Origin of the sequence: Epilithonimonas arachidiradicis, assembly GCF_003610695.1 — a bacterium.
Lineage (GTDB): Bacteria > Bacteroidota > Bacteroidia > Flavobacteriales > Weeksellaceae > Epilithonimonas > Epilithonimonas arachidiradicis.
The window spans coordinates 274,225-292,382 of record NZ_RAQH01000001.1; the positions used below are offsets into that span (position 1 = coordinate 274,225).

At 36.9% G+C, this 18,158-nt stretch carries 15 protein-coding genes; 9 read left to right on the plus strand and 6 right to left on the minus strand.

What is annotated here, in order from left to right; genetic code table 11:
* The first annotated feature begins 337 nt into the window (after positions 1-337).
* Entirely contained in the window at positions 338-2,461 is a 2,124-nt protein-coding gene (scpA, locus tag BXY58_RS01335; RefSeq protein ID WP_120212511.1) for a methylmalonyl-CoA mutase, read from the plus strand.
* A 2-nt stretch (positions 2,462-2,463) separates the two neighbouring features.
* Here the strand turns inward: scpA and BXY58_RS01340 are convergent, their stop codons facing one another.
* Positions 2,464-3,684 (minus strand): hypothetical protein, encoded by a 1,221-nt coding sequence (locus tag BXY58_RS01340; protein WP_120212004.1) that lies wholly within the window; start codon positions 3,682-3,684, stop codon positions 2,464-2,466.
* Between the two features lie 495 nt (positions 3,685-4,179).
* Between BXY58_RS01340 and BXY58_RS01345 the strand changes: the two genes are divergently transcribed.
* From BXY58_RS01345 to BXY58_RS01355, 3 genes are all read left to right on the plus strand, one after another.
* The gene (locus BXY58_RS01345) at positions 4,180-5,571 is read left to right on the plus strand and encodes an RtcB family protein (protein WP_120212005.1); all 1,392 of its coding nucleotides are present in this window, start codon (positions 4,180-4,182) and stop codon (positions 5,569-5,571) included.
* An 86-nt stretch (positions 5,572-5,657) separates the two neighbouring features.
* A complete protein-coding gene (gene prfH, locus BXY58_RS01350; protein WP_120212006.1) occupies positions 5,658-6,356 on the plus strand; it encodes a peptide chain release factor H in 699 nt (232 codons plus the stop codon).
* Positions 6,343-6,876: a tetratricopeptide repeat protein gene (locus BXY58_RS01355; protein WP_120212007.1), complete on the plus strand. Its 534-nt coding sequence runs from the start codon at positions 6,343-6,345 to the stop codon at positions 6,874-6,876. Before prfH ends, BXY58_RS01355 begins: the two co-directional genes overlap by 14 nt.
* Before the next feature lie 160 nt (positions 6,877-7,036).
* On the opposite strand, the gene BXY58_RS01360 is transcribed toward BXY58_RS01355, so the two are convergent.
* A complete protein-coding gene (locus BXY58_RS01360) occupies positions 7,037-7,327 on the minus strand; it encodes a c-type cytochrome (RefSeq protein WP_120212008.1) in 291 nt (96 codons plus the stop codon).
* A gap of 88 nt (positions 7,328-7,415) precedes the next feature.
* Here BXY58_RS01360 and meaB point away from each other — a divergent pair, with 88 nt between their 5' ends.
* The gene (meaB, locus tag BXY58_RS01365; RefSeq protein ID WP_120212009.1) at positions 7,416-8,402 is read left to right on the plus strand and encodes a methylmalonyl Co-A mutase-associated GTPase MeaB; all 987 of its coding nucleotides are present in this window, start codon (positions 7,416-7,418) and stop codon (positions 8,400-8,402) included.
* Here the strand turns inward: meaB and BXY58_RS01370 are convergent, their stop codons facing one another.
* From BXY58_RS01370 to BXY58_RS01380, 3 genes are all read right to left on the minus strand, one after another.
* The gene (locus BXY58_RS01370) at positions 8,403-8,918 is read right to left on the minus strand and encodes a DUF4251 domain-containing protein (protein WP_120212010.1); all 516 of its coding nucleotides are present in this window, start codon (positions 8,916-8,918) and stop codon (positions 8,403-8,405) included.
* A 69-nt stretch (positions 8,919-8,987) separates the two neighbouring features.
* Positions 8,988-10,094: a glycosyltransferase gene (locus BXY58_RS01375; protein WP_120212011.1), complete on the minus strand. Its 1,107-nt coding sequence runs from the start codon at positions 10,092-10,094 to the stop codon at positions 8,988-8,990.
* A gap of 3 nt (positions 10,095-10,097) precedes the next feature.
* Positions 10,098-10,313 (minus strand): uroporphyrinogen decarboxylase, encoded by a 216-nt coding sequence (locus BXY58_RS01380; protein ID WP_120212012.1) that lies wholly within the window; start codon positions 10,311-10,313, stop codon positions 10,098-10,100.
* 174 nt (positions 10,314-10,487) lie between these two features.
* Between BXY58_RS01380 and BXY58_RS01385 the strand changes: the two genes are divergently transcribed.
* Both BXY58_RS01385 and BXY58_RS01390 read left to right on the plus strand, forming a co-directional pair.
* A complete protein-coding gene (locus tag BXY58_RS01385; protein ID WP_120212013.1) occupies positions 10,488-13,013 on the plus strand; it encodes an ATP-dependent Clp protease ATP-binding subunit in 2,526 nt (841 codons plus the stop codon).
* 53 nt (positions 13,014-13,066) lie between these two features.
* Positions 13,067-13,651: a Crp/Fnr family transcriptional regulator gene (locus BXY58_RS01390; protein ID WP_120212014.1), complete on the plus strand. Its 585-nt coding sequence runs from the start codon at positions 13,067-13,069 to the stop codon at positions 13,649-13,651.
* A gap of 107 nt (positions 13,652-13,758) precedes the next feature.
* Here the strand turns inward: BXY58_RS01390 and BXY58_RS01395 are convergent, their stop codons facing one another.
* A complete protein-coding gene (locus tag BXY58_RS01395) occupies positions 13,759-14,283 on the minus strand; it encodes a hypothetical protein (protein ID WP_120212015.1) in 525 nt (174 codons plus the stop codon).
* A 331-nt stretch (positions 14,284-14,614) separates the two neighbouring features.
* Here BXY58_RS01395 and mnmA point away from each other — a divergent pair, with 331 nt between their 5' ends.
* Complete coding sequence (mnmA, locus tag BXY58_RS01400) at positions 14,615-15,802, plus strand: tRNA 2-thiouridine(34) synthase MnmA (RefSeq protein WP_120212016.1); 1,188 nt, start codon at positions 14,615-14,617, stop codon at positions 15,800-15,802.
* A 161-nt stretch (positions 15,803-15,963) separates the two neighbouring features.
* A complete protein-coding gene (locus tag BXY58_RS01405; protein WP_120212017.1) occupies positions 15,964-18,084 on the plus strand; it encodes a prolyl oligopeptidase family serine peptidase in 2,121 nt (706 codons plus the stop codon).
* Positions 18,085-18,158 lie beyond the last annotated feature (74 nt).

Genomic DNA, 18,158 nt, shown 5'->3' on the forward strand with positions numbered 1-18,158 from the left:
GCGGAGTCGAAGTGTTATCAGCCTTTGTTCTTTGATGAGTTTTACGTCTTTGCGAGCTTTAAAATATTTTCAATATTGGAAAAAAGTCTTTGCAAGCTTTGCTTTCAAAAATTACAAAAGCTTATAACAAAAACATTATGATAAAATTTGACGAAGTCAAATCTTTGTGCCTTAAAACATCGAATTCCATAAAATCCTTTTGTGCCTTTACGTTTAAAAATCACAAAATAATCATCATAATATTTCTCTGCATTTATTACCAAAACTTTTGTGCCTTTTGTGGTTCATCACATTTTCAAAATTTATTACATTTACTTTCAGAAAGATAAAAGGAAAAATGCGCCACAAAATAAAAACCCAAAACCCTGATTTTCAAAACATTAAATTCAATTCGAATTCAGAAAATTACACGTTTGAAAAAGACGGTTTGGAACTAAAATCAAAATATGCTGCAGAAGACGTCAAAAATAAAAGCATTTTGAACGGTTCTGCAGGCATTGCACCTTTTCTTCGTGGTCCGTATCCCACGATGTACGTTCAGAAGCCTTGGACCATTCGTCAATACGCAGGTTTTTCCACAGCCGAAGAATCCAATGCATTTTACAGACGAAATCTCCAAGCCGGGCAAAAAGGACTTTCAGTAGCTTTTGACTTGGCAACACACAGAGGTTATGATTCTGACCACGCAAGAGTTGTTGGTGATGTTGGAAAAGCAGGAGTTGCGATTGATTCTGTTGAAGATATGAAGATTCTTTTTGACCAGATTCCACTCGATGAGATTTCGGTTTCAATGACAATGAATGGTGCCGTTTTACCGATTTTATCTTTCTATATTGTAGCTGCAGAAGAACAAGGGGTTTCTCAGGATAAATTGTCAGGAACCATTCAAAATGATATTCTGAAAGAATTTATGGTTCGGAACACTTACATTTATCCACCGACACCATCAATGAAAATCATTGCCGATATTTTCGAATACACTTCCAAAAACATCCCGAAATTCAACTCAATTTCGATTTCCGGTTATCATATGCAGGAAGCTGGTGCAACGCCAGTTTTGGAAATGGCTTACACATTAGCCGACGGTTTAGAATATGTAAGAACCGGAATCAAAGCCGGAATGAACGTTGATGATTTTGCACCAAGATTGTCCTTTTTCTGGGCCATCGGAATGAATCATTTTATGGAAATCGCTAAAATGCGCGCTGCAAGATATATTTGGGCCAATCTTTTGACACAGTTCAATCCTCAGAATCAAAAATCTTTAGCCTTAAGAACACATTCCCAAACATCCGGATGGTCTTTAACAGAACAAGAACCTTTCAATAATATCACAAGAACGGCCATTGAAGCATTGTCTTCGGCTTTAGGCGGAACACAATCTCTTCACACCAATGCGTTGGACGAAGCAATTGCTTTACCAACAGATTATTCAGCAAAAATCGCCAGAAATACGCAAATCATTCTTCAGCAAGAAAGCGGAATCTGCGATGTTGTTGATCCAATGGGTGGAAGTCATTTAGTCGAATCATTAACCCAGCAGATGATTGACGAAGCTATGAAATACATTGATGAGGTCGAAAAAGAAGGCGGAATGACCAAAGCCATCGAAGCCGGAATCCCAAAAATGAGAATCGAGGAAGCTGCCGCGAGAAAACAAGCGAAAATAGATAGTGGAGAAGAATTTATCATCGGTGTTAATTCCTTCAAATCTAATCTGAAACAAACCGACATCGATATTCTCGACATCGACAATACGGAAGTTCGCCGAAAACAAATCGAACGTTTAGAAAAAATAAAAGCTGAACGAAACTCAGAATCTGTCGAAGACATTTTAAACAAAATCAGAGAAACCGCAAAAACAGGAAACGGAAATCTTCTCGAGCTTTGTATAGAAGCGGCAAGAAGAAGAGTAACACTTGGCGAAATGAGCGATGCTTTGGAGGAAAGCTTCGGACGTTACAAGGCCAATATCAGAACCATATCAGGAGTTTACGCTATGAATGCAGGAAAAAACGAATACTTTGAAAAAGCTGTTGCATTGAGTCAGAAATTTGAAGATGCAGAAGGAAGACGACCAAGAATTATGGTGGCCAAAATGGGACAAGACGGTCACGATCGTGGCGCCAAAGTCGTTGCGACAGCCTTCGCCGATATGGGATTTGATGTGGATGTTGCTCCGTTATTCCAAACTCCGGAAGAGGTTGCAAAACAGGCTGTTGAAAATGACATTCATATTTTAGGTGTTTCTTCCTTGGCAGCCGGTCACAAAACGCTTGTTCCACAAGTGGTAGAAGAATTGAAAAAATTGGGCGCAGACGATATTACCATCGTTGTCGGCGGCGTAATTCCACAGCAGGATTATGAATTTTTATATGCCAATGGTGCAGATTTTATTTTCGGACCAGGAACCAATTTACCGAAGTGTGCGGTGGAGATATTGGATAAATTTTTAGCTTAACTCTAGAAAATCTGATAACCAAATACAATTGCGATATTACTAAAGTTAGAATTCCACAATTCATAACTGTTTAAAAGATTATTTGAAGTAGATGCTCTGAACTCTATCATATAATTTCTGTAACTATAACCAACTCCGAATGTTCCATAAAATTGGTTCGTTTTATCCAAAGAAAACTCTGATTTTGAATTAATGTTAACAAATTCTTTTGTGAACAGAGACTTGTTACCAACAATTTTGAAGGGCACAGCCTGAACATTAATGAAAATTTTTGAATCATTGTTCAAGAACATATAATGTCTGATTCCAATTGGTAACTCAATTACAGAGTAATCAATTATTCCGTTATAAGTATCATTGAAAAATTTAGCTTCGGATTTGTATGAATAATAATTCGGCTCAAAAATTACGGCCCATTTATTTTTATTAAATGGAAGCAGATATTCTAATTCAACACCAAATCTGAAACTGGCTTTTGAAGGTAATTTTGCGGTTGAGTTCGATCCCAAACTTGATGAATTAAATTTAAAACTTGAAAAGGCAATTCCCGGACGCAAAGCCAGGTTTATCTGTCCCTTAACTCTGTTTTTATCATTTGTATTAATCCCAACTCCATTATAAAGTGAAAATATTTTTTTTAAATCTTCATTCGTATATCTTGTTCGATCAATTTTGTTTAAAACATCCGGATTATCGGAGAAAAGAGATTTCAAAGTATTTTTATATTCTTCATTTGTAGCAATTTTTGAAACATCGCCTTCAAAATAATATTGTTTATAAATCAAAGGATTGATTTCTCTATTACCTTCAGTAGAATAGAAGAATTTTGTGATATTCTTATCCGTGTAAGAATACAAATTCACTTTTCCAGCAATTATTTCATAAAGAAAAATTTCCTTATAAACATTCTCTGGTGATTTTTTTATCGATAATGCAGCAATATTATTAGAAGAATAATCAATATCACCTTTATAAGACACTAATCGATTATAACCATTAACACCAAATTCTTTGACATTTTGTATCGTCCCTTTTTTCTCAGACGGTTCTGAACCTATTTTATAGATAAATTCAACAGGATTATTCAGCCAATCTTGATTTTTAATAAGAACTTCTTCTTTATTTCCGTCGTTTGTAATAATATAGCCTTTCTCGAATGTGATTTGAGAATTAATGTTTATGCTCAAAAAAGTAAACAGGAAGATGTAATAGAAAGTTTTCATTTAGTTTTTTCGCAAACATAAAAAAATAAATCACAATATTCCAATATTTTCTATATTTGCACCTGAAAATCAAGTTCAACCAATAAAAAATAACGAAGCAATGTTCAAATACAATCAACATACATCTGTAGGATTGCCTTTTGCAAAGGCGAGGCTTCGTGGTTTGGTACACTCTTAGAATAACAGTACAATGAAATATCAAAACCCGAAGTCGTAAGATTTTCGGGTTTTTTATTACGCAATATTTCAAACTCAAAACAGTTTACCCGAAATCAATTTTTATTAGGAGCTATTTCCCGCTTTCCGTTGCAATCTTTTTCTTTTTCGAAAAAGAAAAAGGATTTCCACTGCAATCAGGGCTAGGGATTTCATCTCCAAATCACCATTTGTCATAAAACATTATGACAATAATCAATCAACTATAGATTTAGTTGATTCAAATATTTGATGCGAGAAAGTCTATCAGCTCACATCTATTATCTAAAATCTAGAAAGATGGGAAATTTAAAACTAAAAGGAAAAGATATATTAAAATTAGGTTATCCAAATAATCAGAGCGTCAACATCGCTTTGGAAGTTATGAAGAGAAACTTTGCAACCAAAAATATTCATTATGTAAAATCTCTTTTGAAGGAAATCCACCAAAATCCGAAAAACTTCGAGAAAGATTTAACCTTCGGACAAATCGCAGAAGCTTTGCTGTCATCGAAGAAAACCGAGAAAAGAATGCTCAACACGAACCGAGCAGATTTTCACATTTTCGGAAACAACATTTCGGATGAAGCAAAAAATCAATTGTATACCGCTTTGAAATTGCCAATTTCAACGCAGGGAGCTTTAATGCCCGATGCACACAGCGGTTACGGACTTCCGATTGGTGGAGTTCTCGCCGTAGAAAATGCCGTGATTCCTTACGGAGTTGGAATGGATATCGGTTGCCGAATGTCGCTAAGTATTTTGGATACGCCAATTTCATATCTTGACGGCGCAAAAGATAAGTACGAAAAAGCTCTTGCCGAACATACCAAATTCGGAATGTACGAAACACATAAATCTCATATCGACCACGAGATTTTCGATAGAGATACGTTCGATTTAATTCCGATTTTGAGAAGATTAAAAGGAAAAGCCATCAAACAAATGGGAAGTTCCGGCGGTGGAAATCATTTTGTGGAATTCGGGGAAGTGGAGATTACGGAAGAAGACGAACAAATCAATCTTTCGACAGGAAAATACCTTGGGATTCTTTCACACAGCGGTTCACGTGGCGTGGGAGCAGAAATTGCCCAGTATTATTCAAGAGTTGCGACAGAACAATGTCCACTACCGAAAGAAGCACAAAATTTTGCTTGGCTTGACTTGAACACACATCTCGGAATTGAATACTGGACAGCGATGAATCTCGCAGGAGATTACGCTTCAGCTTGTCACGACGATATTCACAGAAGATTGGTGAAAGCAGTCGGCGGAAGAGTAAAAGCCAGAATTGAAAACCATCACAACTTCGCTTGGAAAGAAATTCACAACGGAAAAGAAGTGATTGTACACCGAAAAGGCGCAACTCCAGCTAATGAAAATGAATTGGGAATGATTCCAGGTTCGATGACGGCAAAAGGCTTCATCGTTCGTGGAAAAGGAAATCCCGATTCCTTGAATTCAGCTTCTCACGGTGCAGGAAGAGCGCATTCAAGAGGTGAATGCAGAGCTCTTTTTACTCAAAATGACATCAAAAAAGAATTAAAACTCAAGAATGTCACTTTGATAGGCGGAAATGCCGAAGAAGCTCCAATGGCGTACAAAGACATTAACGAAGTGATGAATGCACAAAGCGAATTGGTAGATATTCTTGGGACTTTCCAACCTCGAATTGTGAGAATGGACAAATAATTTGGTTGTTAGTTTTTGGTTGATGGTTGTTAGAATTTTTAACGCCATCAACTGACAACCATCAACCGACAACAAATTAAAAAACAATGGAAAAAATAATACAAATAACCTCAGGAAGAGGACCTTCGGAATGTCAATGCGTAGTTGCCAAAGTTCTGAAGGTTTTTCTTGAGGAAGCAAAACAAAATAAAATCGATTACGAAATCATTCACCGTGAAAATGGTGATGAAAACCTGACCTTGAAATCTGTGACTCTTCTTTTAAAAGGAAAAGAAATCAATGAATTTCTTAAAAGCTGGCTCGGAAGCATTCTTTGGGTTGGGAAAAGCACATTCAGAAAACTGCATAAGAGAAGCAATTGGTTTATCGGGATTTTCGAACTGGAAGGTTTGGAGAAAATTAATTTTAATGAAAAAGATATCCGGTTTCAGACAACGAGAAGCCAGGGAAGTGGCGGACAAAATGTGAATAAAGTTGAAACCGCAGTTCGTGCAACCTATCCGAAAACCGGACAAAGTGTTTTCGTACAGGATTCACGCTCGCAACTGGAAAATAAGAAGCTTTCCATCATAAGATTAAAAGAAAAGGTGATGGAACTTCATATTCAGCAATTGGAAAAACAAATGCAGGAAACTTGGAACAACCATTTGAATGTTCAGAGAGGAAATCCTGTCAGAACATTTTCAGGAACAGATTTCAAAAAGAATTATCAGGAAAAATCTTTCAAAAAAGAAAGACATCAACTGAAAAATGAATTAAAAAACTACAGAAATGACCTTAACTAAAAGTAAATATTATTTCGAAGCTTTGGATAATTATCCATACAGCTTGCCAGATTGTTTGGAAGCGCTCAACTATGCGCTTTCTTATGACCCGGAAGATGCGGATTCGCTTTGTCTGATGGGAAGAATCTACAGCGAAATGCTCATCGATTATGAAAAAGCAAAACTCTATTTCGAAGAAGCATTGCAATGCGACGTTACAAATCTCAACACGCCAAGATATTACATCAAATGTCTTTTGGACAATGAGGATTTGGACGAAGCAGAAAAACTCATCGAATATTCTTTGAAAATAAAAGGAATTGATAAATGCAGAATTTTAATGCAAAAATCTTATCTGTCTGAAATCAAAATGGATTTCAAAAAAGCATTGGAAATTTTGAAAGAAGCTAAAAAATTCGCTTATGATCAATCTATGTTGGACTTTTTGAAGAGCAAAGAAAAATTCATCAAAGAGAAAATACCCAAGAAAAAGAAAACCAAAAGTAAAGCGAAAAACAACAAGAAAAAGGAAACCAATTAATGGTTTCCTTTTGTTTTATACGCAATAATGGTCGCAATAGGGATAGTAACGGTTATCCTTTTGCTTTTCGGCTAAGATTTAGCTTGGGAAAAGCAAAAGATATGAGTGGATAGCCCGACCCGAGCGTTGGCTAAAGCCTTGGAGAGGGATTGCCCAAAATTTACTTCTTCGCGTTAACCGTTACGTAAGCCAGAACCCAATTGGTTTCATCAGAATTCAGTTTTGCTTTCGGAGCCATTCTTGCGATGATCTTGTTCCATTGTTCCGGCGTGTGGTCAGAAGCTTCCGGAAGTCCGTGGCATTTTCCGCAATGCTGGTCAAATACGGTTTTACCTTTAGCTACGTATTCTGCACTGGTGTCGATAGAGGCCGTAGAAGTCGCCACTGTTTTTGTTGTACAGGAATAGATAATTGCGCCTACAAAACATAAGGCATATATCGTTTTTTTCATATTTTTGGATTTTATTCTTATCAAAAATAGAAAATATAAGATTCCGAAAATTACCTAAATCCTAATTTGTAATAATTCCAAATTCCTAATGAATAGAACAATCAGTTTACAAGATTACATCTCCGGAATCAAATCTTCTGATAAAAGGATTTTGGGAAAAGCTATTACTCTAATTGAAAGTAAAAAGCCTGAACATCGGGAAATTGCGGATCAATTACTGAAGGAAATTTTGCCATTTACAGGAAAATCTATCCGAATCGGAATTACAGGTGTTCCGGGTGCTGGAAAATCTACCTTTATAGAAAGCTTTGGAAAATATGCCATTGAACAAGGTAAAAAGGTCGCTGTTCTAGCAATTGACCCAAGTTCCTCGATCAACAAAGGAAGTATTCTTGGCGATAAAACCAGAATGGAAGAATTGGCCAAAGATCCAAATGCGTTTATCCGCCCAAGTCCGAGTTCCGGATTTCTGGGAGGAATTGCGAATACCACTTTTGAAAGTTTGCTGATTTGTGAAGCAGCAGGTTTTAATTATATTTTGATTGAAACCGTTGGCGTTGGTCAAAGTGAAACTTTGGTGAATGATATTACGGATGTTTTTCTTTTTCTGAAAGTCATTGGAACTGGTGACGAATTACAGGGAATCAAGCGTGGAATAATGGAGATGGCGGATTTAATTTTCATTAATAAAGTCAATTCCGAGAATCTTTCAAAAGCTAAAATGACGAAAACCGAATTGACTAGAGCATTGCAATTCATCACTCCAAAAGAGAAAAATTGGAAAATTCCGGTGATTCTTGGATCTGCTTTAGAAAAATCTGGTCTTGATGAAATCTTTCATAGAGTCGAGGACTATATTTCTTTGAAAACGAAAAATGGAACTTTCCATGAAACCAGAAAAAATCAGGCTCAAAAAAGATTTGAATTCTGGGTGCGAGAATATATTCTTGAAAGAGCTAAAAACAACCACTCCTTAGAAAGTTCTTTCCAGGAACATAAAAAAAATGCTTCAGAACTTTTGTCTAATCCAAGTTCCGAAGCCAGTGATTTTGTTAAGAAATTATTGGGAAATTAATTACTTCGGAGCCGAAATATTTCCGTCAAAGCTGATGGGTTGCCTGTTATTGGATTGAATCGACAGAAATGCGCTTCCGTTTTTGAAAATTTCCAGATTGAAAACATAATTTTCTCTTTGGTCTCTTGGCGTAATTACCAAAAGTGTATTTCCTTTTTTACTTGTGGATTGCTTCACTGTGAATTCTTTAGATTCGAAAGTCAAACCGCCTTTTGTTGCGTCGCCAGGATTAACATTGAAGGCTCTTCCAAAATAAGGTAAGGCTACACTGAACAAATCTTTTTTAAGATTGAATCCATATCCCGGGTCAAGATTCATCAATCGTGTAGAAGTAGAACCAGGCATAGAGTTCAGAACATTGATGACGTCATAATTTGTTGGAAATGCACGGGTAGCGTTGAAGTCAAATTCTTTATTTTCTATTGAGGAATTCAATGTTGCCGGATCCAGATATATCTGGCTGCCACAGCTGATGGTCATCAAAACCATACTTATCATCAAAACAAAAGCTCTCATATTCTTTATTTTTAGAAGTATTATTAATCAAAAATTATGCAATCCTTAGATCAGAAAAAGGGGAAAAAGTTAATGTCGTGTTTCGATTTCTTTTTTGCAGTCCGAGAATATTTTGAGGATTTTACCTTCCTCATTTTCCCAGCAAAGTTCGTCAGCCGCAACATTCAGATTATGAAGATAGGAAGCTTTTCCTTTTTCGAGAACAATTTTCAGTTTTTCCACAAGATGTTCGGGGGAATGATTGTCTATGATTTCTCCAACACCAAAAGTCTTCACAATATTTTTCATTTCCGGAAAATCCGATATAACAACCGGAACGCGGGATTGGATATAATCTGAGATTTTGTTGGGTAAAGAATAGTAATAGCTCAGTCCATTATTTTCTTCGATACTGATTCCAACATCAGCTTTAGGCGTCAATTTCCGAAGATCATCCGGAGATAATTTTCCAAGAAATTTAACCTTATCCAAAACATCCGCTTGAATTGCAATTTCCTTAAATTCATTTTCCATTGGTCCTCCACCTGCAATCCAAAGTTCTGCATTTTCAATCGATTGCATTGCAAGAATGGCTTTATCAATTCCTCGTGAATAATTGAGCCAACCCTGATAAAGAATGATTTTTTTTGAGTTCTCAGTTGTACCTCTAAATTCCATTTTTCTAGGAAAATTATTGACAACAACTGGTTTATTAATTTTATATTCCTTCACAAACCAATTGGCGTAAGAATCGCTTGCTGTGATCATTCTTCTGATTTTTGGAACAAAAGTACTCTCAATTTTTTTCCACACATTTTTTACCCAGCGTCCTTGGATCGTGGGCATTTCGGTAAAAATCTCGTGGCTGTCAAAAACGATCGGGATGCCCAATTTCTTAGAAATGAGATAATTTGGCATTATTGTTTCCAAATCATTGGCTAATAAAATGGTCTTATTGTCAGCATATTTTTTAATTTCTTTGTACAATTTCCGCTGAAACTCGATGTAAGCAAACCGCAATTTTTTTGATTTTAAAGCAATCCTGACAAACGGATACGGGCGTTCCATATCCGGTGTCCCCATCCAGTTATTACCGATCAAAACAGGCTGATAACCATTGTCATAAAGTGTTTTGCAGAATTTCTCAACACGTTGATCTGTGTACAGATTATTAAAAACACTTACAATAACTTTCACGTCTTAATCGTTTTTTATAAGTTGATAAATCTGAACCAATGCAAGAAGCGCATTCGGAATGATGACAGGCCAAAGCAATCCATTGAATAAACCGTAGATTACAAAGCAGATACAACCCAAAAGATTAATCGTACGGATAGCCTTGATCTTCTTTGACAAGAAACTCCCGACTATAAAAGCTGAAGCCAGATATCCGACGTATTCTGCCCAATGATTCATTGTATTGATTTGAGGATTACAAACCTAAACATTTTTTCGTAGCAATAAAAAAATTAATGTCAGAAAGTCCTGTTTTTTCAGTTGGCAATTAATTTGCAACCAAATATTTAAATTTTACAATTAATTATTGTAGGATTGTTTATAAAAAACATAACTTAGTGAATATTTTTAATTATGGATTATAAATTTTCAGACGGTTTGAACCGCGTGTTCAAACAAAGCAAAAATGAAGCACGGCGTTTGCAGAGTGAGTTTCTGAATACTGAACATTTCCTTTTAGGAATTATCAAAACCGAAAATTCTGCAAAAGAAATCCTCGAAAATCTTAGTGCAGATCTCACCCAGATAAAAAGAAAAATCGAAACCTTAAGTGCTGTGAACACTAATCCTTTCACAGCAAATATGGGAAGTATTTCTTTCACAAAAATGGCTGATCAGGCTGTAAAAAGATCTGAGCTGGAATGTCGCCAATATCAATCTGCTGATATCAATACTGTACATCTTTTGTTGGGGATTCTTTACAAGCAGGAAGATCCCACATCCAGCATTCTCCAGGCTTATGACATCGATTATGATGCCGTGCAAAAAGCCTACAGAACGTTGTTGAAGAATACAGATCAGCTACCTCAGAACAGTGCTTATGATGACGATGATGAGAAAGAAGAACCTTACAGCCAAATGAAAAAGCCGACGGGAAATCTTGGTTCTCAGAAAAGTAAAACACCAACCTTGGATAACTTTGGCCGTGATTTGACAGCTCTTGCAAGAGACGGAAAATTAGACCCAGTTATCGGTCGCGAAAAAGAAATTGAAAGAGTTTCTCAGATTCTATCCAGAAGAAAGAAAAACAATCCTCTTTTGATTGGGGAACCTGGTGTTGGTAAATCTGCAATTGCTGAAGGATTAGCCTTGAGAATTCAACAGAAAAAAGTTTCCAGAGTTCTTTATGGTAAAAGAGTTATCACACTTGACTTAGCAAGTCTTGTTGCCGGAACCAAATATCGTGGCCAGTTCGAAGAAAGAATGAAGGCGATAATGACGGAGTTGGAAAAAAACAGAGATGTCATTCTCTTCATTGACGAATTGCATACCATTGTTGGCGCAGGAAGTTCTACAGGAAGTTTGGATGCTTCTAATATGTTCAAACCTGCCTTGGCAAGAGGCGAGATCCAATGCATCGGAGCTACAACTCTGGACGAATACCGTCAGTATATTGAAAAAGATGGCGCATTGGAAAGAAGGTTCCAAAAAGTAATGGTTGAACCGACTTCTATTGAAGAGACGATCCAAATACTTCATCAGATCAAGGATAAATACGAAGATCATCACAATGTTCATTACAGCGATGAAGCAATTAGTGCTTGTGTTAATCTGACTGCTAGATACATTACAGATAGATTCTTGCCAGACAAAGCGATTGATGCGATGGACGAAGCCGGATCAAGAGTTTATATTAAGAATATGAAAGTTCCTACAGAAATCATCGATCACGAAAAACGTATCGAAGAAGTAAAAGAACTAAAGCAGCAAGCTGTAAAAGCACAGGATTATCTGGAAGCCAGAAAACTGAAAGACGAAGAGGAAAGACTTCAGATCGAAATTAATTTGGCGCAGGAACAATGGGACAAAGATGTGAAGGAGAAAAAAGAGGAAGTAACCGAGGAAAACGTTGCTGAAGTTGTTTCTATGATGAGCGGCGTTCCTGTAACAAAAGTTGGCAAAAACGAACTGGATAAACTGGCTCAGATGGACGAAAAGCTTAATGGAAAAGTAATTGGCCAGGAAGACGCAGTTAAGAAAGTCGTAAAAGCAATTCAAAGAAACAGAGCCGGATTGAAGGATCCGAACAGACCTATCGGAACATTCATTTTCCTTGGAACAACAGGTGTTGGTAAAACCGAATTGGCGAAGGTAATGGCTCGTGAATTATTCGATTCTGATGAAGCATTGATCCGAATTGATATGAGTGAGTATATGGAGAAATTTGCTGTTTCAAGATTGGTTGGTGCACCTCCGGGATACGTTGGATACGAAGAAGGCGGGCAATTAACAGAAGCTGTTAGAAGAAAACCTTACGCAGTAGTGCTTTTGGACGAGATTGAAAAAGCGCATCCAGATGTGTTCAATATCTTATTGCAAATTTTGGATGAAGGTCACGTAACAGATTCTCTTGGACGAAAAATCGATTTCAGAAATACGATTATCATCCTGACTTCCAATATTGGAACCAGAGACTTGAAAGATTTTGGTGACGGCGTTGGATTCGGAACTAATGCGAAGAAAACCAATTCGGATGCAAGAGCCAGGTCAACCATCGAAAGTGCATTGAAAAAAGCCTTCGCTCCGGAATTCCTGAACAGAATCGATGATATCATTATTTTCAATTCTCTTGAGCAAACAGATATCAGAAGAATCATCGACCTTGAGTTAGGAAAACTTTACAGCAGACTCGAGAAATTGGGTTATAAAGTTGAACTGACAGATGAGGCTAAAGATTTCATCGCTGAAAAAGGTTGGGACAAAGATTTCGGCGCAAGACCGCTGAAACGAGCCATCCAAAAATACATCGAGGACTTGTTAGCAGAGATGTTGGTCAACAAACAATTCAGTGAAGGGCAAAAGGTTGTACTTAAAGTCAATGAGGCCAAAGATGGATTGGAAGGAGAAACTCTGAAAGAGAAAAAAGAAAGTGTAAAATAATTCACATTCAAAACTATAGCGGCCACCTGTAAAGGTGGCCTTTTTATGTATCTATGGAACAATCTTCAAAAGAATTTTTGCTGAAAAATATTCCCGGCATCACAGTGGAAGATGTAGAAATTCTTTCGCCATATACCAAATTAAGGACATTTGAATCTGGTGAAATCTATATCAGACCCGGAGATAATAATCGGAAAGTTTATTTCATCAAGAGTGGCATTGTCCGTGTTTATCATTTGTCTGATAATGGTACAGAAAAAACCATTCTTTTTCACAACAAAAAAAGTTTTTTCGGTAACTACGACGGAATTATTTACAACCAACCCTCCAGATATTTTTATCAGTCTATTGGAGAAACAGAGCTTTTTGAACTCACTTACGACGCAATACATCTCGGTTCACAACAGAGCATTACAATTAACAATTTAAGGGCTGATATGTTTCTTATGATGATAGGCATTCTTTTGAAAAACATAGAAGATTTTGTACTTCTTAACCCCGAAGAGCGCTACCAAAAACACCTCGAAGAAAATGCGGCTGTCTTACAAAAAGTGCCCTCAAAATATATCGCTTCTCTTTTGGGAATCACGCCGGTATCTCTAAGTAGAATAAAAAAGAGAATTTTACGCGGAAATTAACAAATGTAAATTTTTACTTCATTTTTTCCTTTTACATTTGCAGTCTCTTACAAGAGCCCTCTTAATATTTCTAAACACAAATGGTGATAATAAAGAGGGTTCTTTTTTTATAGTCCTATCACAAATCCAACGCTAGGAATAAATCCGGTACTGAAAATACTGCTTCTCTCTTTCCAAAGCACATTGTACATTATTCCAAATTGTGCATAGGCATTGTTTCCTAAACTCTGCATATAACCACCACCAAGGTAAAGCGCAGTTTCGTCTGTATCAAATTTATAACCTGAGAATTTTTCTTTCGAATTGATGAAATATTGCTGAAGATTGGCGCCTACAAAAAACGAACGTGCAAAATAATAATTCGCAAAAGGGCCAACACCAAACATTGTTGATTTGTAATAATCAGAAGTTTGCCAAGAAACGTTTCCTATGATTCCACCTTCTAATTGGTCTGTGATTTTGTAACCTACTCTTGGTGAAACCTGCAGGTTGAAATAAGAATTGCTTCCGAAACCAACTCCCAAACCACCTCCGAAAGTCCATCGATTGGTTTGAGTTCCGGAACTCATTGCAATTTGAGAGAACGACCAAAAGCTAATCATCATCAATAATACAGTGAAATGTTTTTTCATAATATTTGAGTTTTAATGTTATCAATTTAAATTGAAAAACCGAATTGCTCGCAACCCGACTTATCTCATACTTTCTATTTTTTTTATTTGAATCGATGAATCTCGTTCCTCGATTTGAACGGAGCTCATTTTTTGTAGCTGGAAAAGCGATGGCAAAAATAGCGGGAGTGGAAGGCGGAATAGTTGCCCAAATTAAAATTAATTATCGCTTATTTCATACTATCGATTTTCTCAATGTCTAAAATTATGGTTTTTTGGCGAATATTTTAATCGTATTTTTGCGCCATCAAACTAAGAACTCCCGTCAAGAGTTTCGTAAAATTGAAATCAAATGAAAATAGTAGTTGGCCTTTCCGGAGGCGTAGATTCTAGCGTGACCGCTTATCTTTTGCAACAGCAGGGTCACGAGGTTATCGGACTTTTTATGCGCAACTGGAATGATGCGTCGGTAACTTTGGAGGACGAGTGTCCTTGGATAGAAGACAGTAATGATGCGCTTCTCGTTGCACAAAAATTAGGAATTCCGTTTCAGGTGATTGATATGAGCGAACTCTACAAAGAAAGAATTGTAGATTATATGTTCGATGAATATCAGAAAGGCAGAACGCCCAATCCCGATGTACTTTGTAACAGAGAAGTGAAATTCGATGTGTTTATGAAAACAGCTCTGTCGCTTGGCGCTGAGAAAGTTGCCACTGGACATTATGCCAGAGTTCATTCAACAATTGATGAAAATGGAAAAGAGATTTTTCATCTTTTAGCTGGGAAAGATAATAATAAGGACCAAAGTTATTTCCTTTGCCAGTTGAGTCAAGACCAATTATCAAAAGCGTTGTTCCCAATTGGAGAATTGACGAAACCTGAAGTTCGCGAAATTGCGAAAGAACAAGGTTTGGTGACGGCTGATAAAAAAGATTCACAAGGGCTTTGTTTCATCGGAAAAGTGAGTTTGCCAACTTTTCTTCAGCAGCAATTGGTTCCGAAAGAAGGCGAAATTGTAGAAATCTTCAATGATTTTGCTGAATATCATAAACCTCAACCAAACTTTTCTTCAAAACAAGAAGAACTGGAATATCTGTCGGCAAAAATCAGTTATAAAAAAGAAGATGGAAAAGTGATTGGCAAACATCAGGGTGCGCAATTCTTTACTATCGGACAAAGTAAAGGTTTAGGAATCGGCGGACACAAAGAGAGTTGTTTCATCATCTCCAGAGAAATGGAAAACAATATTATTTTCGTAGGAGAAGGAAGAAATTTCCCTGGACTTTTCCGCAGTGCTTTGAAAATCGACAACTCAGAAGTGCATTGGGTTCGTGAAGATTTGAGGCTAAAAAACGGAGAATCTATGGATGTTTTGGCAAGAATCCGTTATCGCCAGACTTTGGAGAAAGCTACGATTTATCAATTCGAAGATGGCTTTTTTATGGAATTTGAGAATCCTCAATCTGCAATTGCTGAAGGACAATTTGCAGCCTGGTATATCGATGATGAATTGATTGGAAGTGGCGTGATTTCCTAAATAAGCATTTATCATCAAATAAAAATTAGAACGGGAGTAGAAAGTATCTGCTCTCGTTATTTTTTTTGATAAAACGTATTACAAAATGAAGTGTGCCAGAGTAAGGATGCCTTAATTGTTGAAGAATTTCACTATTTTTGAGACCATTCAAAAAATTAAAAATGAAAGTAAAATCAATCTTTGCAACAGCAGCCGTTGTTTTTTATGTTGGTGCCCAAGCTCAATCTATGACAAAAATTAAATATCCTGAAGCAGAAAAAGATGATCAAGTAGACACTTACTTTGGTGAAAAAGTTCCAGATCCTTATCGTTACTTAGAAAATGATGTTGATGCTACTCAAGTTTGGGTTGATGACCAAGTAGAATTTAGCCAAAATTATCTTTCCAAAATCCCTTTCAGAGAAACGATTAAAGATCAATTGAGAGATATATGGAACTACGAAAAAATATCAGCACCGTTCAAAGAAGGCGATTATACTTATTATTCTAAAAATAATGGTTTGCAGGCGCAATCTGTGCTTTATAGAACCAATAATAAAACCAAAAACGTTGAAGTTTTCCTTGACCCGAATACTTTTTCTGATAAAGGAACGACTTCACTTTCGAATTTGTCGTTTAACAAAAAAGGCAACCTTGCCGCTTATTCTATTTCCGAAGGTGGAAGCGATTGGAACAAAATCATCATCATCGATGCGATTTCTAAGAAACAAATCGATGAAACGATTGTTGACGTGAAATTCAGTGGGATTGCGTGGAAAGGTGATGAAGGTTTCTATTACTCTAGCTATGATAAGCCGAAAGAAGGAACCGTTCTTTCCGGAATGACGGATAAGCACAAAGTTTATTTCCACAAATTAGGAACAAAACAATCCGAAGACCAATTAATTTTCGGTGGCGAAAAAACGCCAAGAAGATATCTTTCTGCAGGCGTTTCCGAAGACCAAAGATTCCTGATTATTTCAGCGGCTAATGCTACCAATGGCAATGAGCTTTATATCAAGGATTTGAAAAATGGAGGTGACTTTGTACAGATCAACAAAGGATTTGACATTAATGCCGATATTGTGGATACACAAGGCGATGACCTTTTCATCTTCACAGACAAAGATGCTCCGAATATGCGTTTGGTGAAAGTGAGCATCAAAAATCCAAGTCCTGAAAACTGGAAAGATGTTATTCCTGAAACTGAAAATGTTTTAAGCGTTTCTGAAGCTGGCGGCTATTTCTTCGGGAAATATATGAAAGATGCGATTAGCCTTGTGAAGCAATTTGATAAGACAGGAAAATTGGTCAGAGAAATTGCTTTGCCGGGAAAAGGAACGGTTTCCGGATTTGGAGGTAAAAAAGAAGATAAGGATATCTATTATTCATTTACCAACTACATTACGCCGGGAACGATTTATAAATATAATGTAGCTTCCGGAAAATCAGAAGTTTATCAGAAGCCAAAAGTGAAATTCAATCCGGAAGATTATGTTTCCGAGCAGGTTTTCTACACTTCGAAAGACGGAACCAAAATCCCGATGATGATCAACTACAAAAAAGGAACTAAGCTTGATGGGAAAAATCCAACCATTCTTTATTCTTACGGAGGATTCAACATCAGCCTTCAACCAAGTTTCTCTGTTGTGAATGCCATCTGGATGGAAAATGGCGGAATCTATGCTGTTCCGAATATCCGAGGTGGTGGAGAATATGGAAAGAAATGGCACAATGCAGGAACCAAGCAACAGAAGAAAAATGTGTTTGATGACTTCATCGCTGCTGGAGAATACTTGCAGTCGAAAGGTTATACATCAAAAGAATTTATGGCGCTTTCCGGGCGTTCCAATGGTGGACTTTTGGTTGGTGCGACGATGACAATGAGACCGGATCTGGCAAAAGTAGCTTTCCCTGGTGTTGGGGTTTTGGATATGCTGAGATATAATAAATTCACAGCTGGCGCTGGTTGGTCTTATGATTATGGAACAGCAGAAGACAGCAAAGAAATGTTCGAATATCTGAAGTCTTATTCTCCGGTTCATCAAGTGAAAGCAGGAACTTGTTATCCATCGACAATGATCATCACAAGTGACCACGATGATAGAGTTGTGCCTGCGCATTCTTTCAAATTTGGAGCTGAGTTGCAGGAAAAACAAGCTTGTAACAATCCAATTTTGTTAAGAATCGAGAAAAATGCAGGTCATGGTGCAGGACGTTCTACAGAACAGGTGATTGGCGAAAATGCTGATCTTTTGAGTTTTGCATTGTTCGAAATGGGAATCAAATCCCTGAAAAAGTAAAATTGCAATTATTATGATAAAAATCCCGAAATTAGTTTCGGGATTTTTTGTTTTTGGACAATAATTTGATACAA

Excerpts from the sequence above, each read along its gene's own strand:
- BXY58_RS01380 (WP_120212012.1), bottom strand. The coding sequence starts at position 10,313 with ATGAATCATTGGGCAGAATACGTCGGATATCTGGCTTCAGCTTTTATA.
- BXY58_RS01390 (WP_120212014.1), top strand. The coding sequence starts at position 13,067 with ATGGAACAATCTTCAAAAGAATTTTTGCTGAAAAATATTCCCGGCATC.
- BXY58_RS01395 (WP_120212015.1), bottom strand. The coding sequence starts at position 14,283 with ATGAAAAAACATTTCACTGTATTATTGATGATGATTAGCTTTTGGTCG.
- BXY58_RS01345 (WP_120212005.1), top strand. The coding sequence starts at position 4,180 with ATGGGAAATTTAAAACTAAAAGGAAAAGATATATTAAAATTAGGTTAT.
- BXY58_RS01340 (WP_120212004.1), bottom strand. The coding sequence starts at position 3,684 with ATGAAAACTTTCTATTACATCTTCCTGTTTACTTTTTTGAGCATAAAC.
- BXY58_RS01370 (WP_120212010.1), bottom strand. The coding sequence starts at position 8,918 with ATGAGAGCTTTTGTTTTGATGATAAGTATGGTTTTGATGACCATCAGC.
- BXY58_RS01360 (WP_120212008.1), bottom strand. The coding sequence starts at position 7,327 with ATGAAAAAAACGATATATGCCTTATGTTTTGTAGGCGCAATTATCTAT.
- BXY58_RS01355 (WP_120212007.1), top strand. The coding sequence starts at position 6,343 with ATGACCTTAACTAAAAGTAAATATTATTTCGAAGCTTTGGATAATTAT.
- mnmA (WP_120212016.1), top strand. The coding sequence starts at position 14,615 with ATGAAAATAGTAGTTGGCCTTTCCGGAGGCGTAGATTCTAGCGTGACC.
- BXY58_RS01385 (WP_120212013.1), top strand. The coding sequence starts at position 10,488 with ATGGATTATAAATTTTCAGACGGTTTGAACCGCGTGTTCAAACAAAGC.
- BXY58_RS01405 (WP_120212017.1), top strand. The coding sequence starts at position 15,964 with ATGAAAGTAAAATCAATCTTTGCAACAGCAGCCGTTGTTTTTTATGTT.
- meaB (WP_120212009.1), top strand. The coding sequence starts at position 7,416 with ATGAATAGAACAATCAGTTTACAAGATTACATCTCCGGAATCAAATCT.
- prfH (WP_120212006.1), top strand. The coding sequence starts at position 5,658 with ATGGAAAAAATAATACAAATAACCTCAGGAAGAGGACCTTCGGAATGT.
- scpA (WP_120212511.1), top strand. The coding sequence starts at position 338 with ATGCGCCACAAAATAAAAACCCAAAACCCTGATTTTCAAAACATTAAA.